This window comes from Nocardiopsis listeri NBRC 13360, from assembly GCF_001570765.1.
Taxonomy (GTDB): Bacteria; Actinomycetota; Actinomycetes; order Streptosporangiales; family Streptosporangiaceae; genus Nocardiopsis; species Nocardiopsis listeri.
This window is the reverse complement of the sequence record NZ_BCSH01000117.1, coordinates 1-4078: the sequence shown is the minus strand read 5'-3', so window position 1 is coordinate 4078 and position 4078 is coordinate 1. Positions and strand designations below refer to the sequence as shown.

Genomic DNA, 4078 nt, shown 5'->3' with positions numbered 1-4078 from the left:
CCCACACATCCGACACCCAAGCGACGTCCAACAACCCCAAAGCCCAAACCTCAAACCCCAAACCCCAAAGATCTGAGACACCTCACCCATCTCAGGCGTAGGGCCCTTCACTCGGCAGAGGTTCGTCAACCGGCAGACTCTCTGTGCCTCCCTCCTATTCCTTGCTCTCGACCTGGTAGGCGTCGTGTCCGGTGGCAGTGTCTTCGGCGAGTTCCTTCCACGGTTCGTGGTCGAGGCCCAACACGTCGAGAAGGTAACCGACGACGGCCTTGGCGACGAGGGCGACGCGGGCCGGGTTCTCGTCGCTGGTCTCGGCAACCGCCTCGCCGGCGACGCCACCGAGGGTGTGTTCTCCGTCGAGGATGGTGAGCAGCCTCTTGGGGGCGGGGGAGAGATGGTAGGCGTCGGTGAACCAGTCCGGTCCCCGGGTGGACATCGCCGACCGGTCCTCGCCACCGGTGATGACTAGGGCGGGTGAGGTCATGGTGGAGTAGTCCGGTCGCATGAACGGCAGGTGCTCGACCGCGAACGGGGTGAGGCTGTCCCCGGTGCCGGTCGCGGCGATGAGCACGCCGGCCTTGACGCCCGGGTGGGTGAAACCCTCGCCGGGGACGCCGTCGGCGTCGAACACGCGGGCGCCGAGCAGGGTACCGGCCGTTTGGGCGCCCCAGGAGTGTCCGGCTACGGCCACGCGGGAGTGGTCGGCTCGGTCGTTCAGTCCTCCCACATTGGCCAGAATGCCGTCGAGGTCGTCGAGGATCGCGTGCAGGTCGTCGATCCGGGTCCGCCAGATGGTGCCGAATCGCGGGTCGTCGAACCCGAAGCCGTACCGGCGGGAGTCGAGGTGGGTCGGTTGCACGACGACGAAGCCCGCCGTGGCCCAAAGGTCGACGAGTGGCCCGTAGCCGTCCATCGACCAGGCGTTGCCGTGGGAGAACACGATGACGGGAAGGTTCTCACCGGTCGCGGGTGCGGTGACCTTCGCTCTCAGTTCGATGTCTCGGCCCGCTGAGGGGACGATGATGGGTCTGACCGTGATGATTTGCCGCTCGGACGGGTTGATAGGCATAGAGGTGCTCTCTTCCGAGGGGGCGGTCCTGCCGGATTTGGCGGAACGCTGTTCCGTCAACTTAGCGGAACATGGTTCCGCGAGCAAGGGGAGAGAAGTGACCGAGCCGATCGGCGTGCGTGCGGCGGGAGCGCAACGCACCCGCCAGACCCTGTTGACCGCGGCGGCGGCCGTGTTCGTCGAGCAGGGGGTGAACGCGCCCATGCGCGCCATCGCCTGTCACGCCGGTGTCGGGGTGGGCACCGTCTACCGCCACTTTCCGACCCGGGCGGAACTGGTCGTCGCCGTGTACCGGCACCAGATCGAGGAATGCGCCGCGCTGGCCCCGCGCCTCCTGGCCGACCCCATGGCTCCGGTCGAGGCGCTCTCGCGATGGATCGACGCGTTCGTGGAGTTCCTCGTGACCAAACACGGGCTGGGTGCGGCGTTGCAGTCCGAGGATTCGAGCCTGCAGAGTCTGCACACCCTCATGCTCGACGAATTGGTCCCGGCCTGTGGATCACTGATCGACGCCGGGGTCGCGGCGGGTGAGATCGACTCGGACACCACTCCCTATGTGCTCATGCGCGCGATCGGGAACCTGTGCGTCCTCGGTCCTGGATACGGCCGTGAGGACGCCCGGGCCATGGTCGACCGACTGCTCGTCGGATGTCGCCGAAGAGAGGTGGGGGGAGGGGAGTCGGCCGAGACTTGAATGGGGAGGGGGTTTCCGCGGTCCGTTTCGCATTGTTCGGCGCGTTCCGGGAAATGAGGTGGCCGGATTCGCGAACGGCCGTTGTCCCCTGAAGCGCGTTATTTGTCCCGGACGCTTTTCCAGTCGGTTATCCGCTGATCCCGCCGAGGGCGATACTCGTCACAGAAAAAGACCCATGGCCTTGACATAGGGTTGTGCGGTGACCGTATCTCCCACCGCTTCCCAGGTCCTTCATCGACCGCGCCTTCTGAGCACCGAAGTACTCGCCGGCATCGTGACGACCCTCGCTCTCATCCCCGAGGTGATCGCCTTCTCGGTGATCGCGGGCGTCGACCCGAAGGTGAGCCTCATCGCCTCCGTCGTGCTCGCCGTGTCGATGTCGATCCTGGGCGGTCGACCCGCCATGATCACGGCGGCGGCCGGCGCCGTCGCCCTGGTGGTCGCGCCGCTCGTCCACGAGCACGGCGCCGAATACCTGCTGCCGACCGTGATCCTCGCCGGCCTCGTGCAGATCCTGTTCGGCGTCACGGGCCTGGCCCGGCTCATGCGCTTCATCCCGCGATCGGTCATGATCGGCTTCGTCAACGCGCTGGGCATCCTCATCTTCACCGCCCAGCTCCCGCACGTGATCGGCGTGCCGTGGCTCGTCTACCCGATGTTCGCGCTCACGCTCCTCATCGTGATCGGCCTGCCGCGACTCACGAAGGCGGTGCCCGCACCACTCGTGGCGATCATCGTCGTCACCTCGATCGCGATGGTCGCCCACATGACCATTCCGACGGTGGGAGACCAGGGGGCCGTCGGCGGTGGGCTGCCCGGAGTGACCCCGCTGCTGGTTCCGCTGAACCTCGAAACACTGCGCATCATCGGGCCGACGGTGCTCAGCGTCGCTTTCGTCGGACTCATGGAGACCCTGCTCACCGCCAAGCTCGTGGACGACATCACCGACACCAAGTCCGACAAGGGCCGTGAATCATGGGGGCTCGGCGTCGCGAACATCCTCGCCGGCTTCTGGGGCGGCATCGCCGGTTGCGCCATGATCGGCCAGACCGTGGTGAACGTGAAGCTCGGCCGTGCCCGCACCCGCATCTCCACGTTCGTCGCCGGAGTCGTGCTCCTGGCCCTGGTCACGGTGCTGTCGGACGTCATGGAGCAGATCCCCATGGTGGCCCTGGCCGCCGTGATGATGGTCGTCGCCGTCTCCACCATCGACTTCCACAGCGTGCGGCCCTCGACGCTCAAGCGAATGCCGCGCTCGGAGACGAGCGTCATGCTCGTCACCGTCGCGGTCGTGGTGGCGACGGACAACCTCGCCATCGGTGTCGGCGTGGGTGTGCTGCTCGCGATGGTGCTGTTCGCGCGCAGGGTCGCGCACGTGGTCACCGTCGAGCGCGTCGCGGGTACGGAGGCCGTCATCTACACCGTGCGCGGTCCCCTGTTCTTCGGCAGCAGCAACGATCTCGTCGAGCAGTTCTCCTATGCGGAGGACCCGGCGTCGGTCAGCGTCGACTTCTCGGCGGCGCAGATCTGGGACGCCTCGACGGTCGCCGCCCTTGATTCGGTGCAGACCAAGTACGCCGATCACGGCATCGACGTGCACTTCATCGGACTGGACGAGAACTCGACCCACTTCCACAGCCGTCTCACCGGAACACTCGGTTGACCCGGGCTCACCCCTGGCAGCCTTGGTCGGCGAGCCATTCCAGGGCCGTCTCCTCGGCGGCCTCGGCCGAGGTCTCGTGGTCGGGTCGGATCGGCTTCTCATCCAGGCTCACCCCGTCGCGGTCGACATAGACACTGGTGGTCATGGCGAGCATGGCGCCGTCGTGCAACCGATGGACCGCGTTTCCGGAGGTGTAGCCGGCGCTCGGGACACTGAACGACTCGACCCCGTCGAGTCCGCGGAACGCCGTGACCACGGCCTCGCCGCTCGAACCGGTCATGTCGTCCTGAAGTACGGCGATCGCCGGCCACAGGAGCCCGCCGCCGGAGGCCGCCATCAGGTCCACCGGATCGGCCTCGGGGCCGTCGATGGTCCGCTTGGTCGGGGCCGTCGACACCGCCGCAGCTCCCGGAACCGACGCCGTCGCCGACGTCTCCGGTGCCTTCTCGGTCGGAACGAGTCCGGGGCCGGCGGTGGGGGCCGCGGACCCGTCACCGCCGTCGCTCTCGTTCTTCTCGTCGGACAGGGGCCCACTGCCGGCCATCTGGTCACCACCGGACATGTGGGCGCCCCCGCTCATGTGGCCGCCACCCCACATGTGGGCACCGCCGGACATGTGCGAGGTCGCTCTCGTCCCTTCGCCGGTCCGGGA

General features: G+C 67.4%; 4 protein-coding genes. 2 read left to right on the top strand and 2 right to left on the bottom strand.

Going from position 1 to position 4078, the window contains the following annotated elements:
- Positions 1–154 precede the first annotated feature (154 nt).
- A complete protein-coding gene (locus NLI01S_RS24675) occupies positions 155–1069 on the bottom strand; it encodes an alpha/beta hydrolase family protein (protein WP_067609293.1) in 915 nt (304 codons plus the stop codon).
- 97 nt (positions 1070–1166) lie between these two features.
- On the opposite strand from NLI01S_RS24675, the gene NLI01S_RS24670 reads away from it, so the two are divergent.
- Both NLI01S_RS24670 and NLI01S_RS24665 read left to right on the top strand, forming a co-directional pair.
- Positions 1167–1763 (top strand): TetR/AcrR family transcriptional regulator, encoded by a 597-nt coding sequence (locus NLI01S_RS24670; RefSeq protein WP_190318589.1) that lies wholly within the window; start codon positions 1167–1169, stop codon positions 1761–1763.
- 199 nt (positions 1764–1962) lie between these two features.
- Positions 1963–3426, top strand: a complete 1464-nt coding sequence (locus NLI01S_RS24665) for a SulP family inorganic anion transporter (RefSeq protein ID WP_067609290.1) — start codon at positions 1963–1965, stop codon at positions 3424–3426.
- 7 nt (positions 3427–3433) lie between these two features.
- Here NLI01S_RS24665 and NLI01S_RS26535 read toward each other — a convergent pair.
- On the bottom strand, positions 3434–4078 hold a 645-nt coding region (locus tag NLI01S_RS26535), incomplete at its 5' end, for a S41 family peptidase (RefSeq protein WP_263363348.1).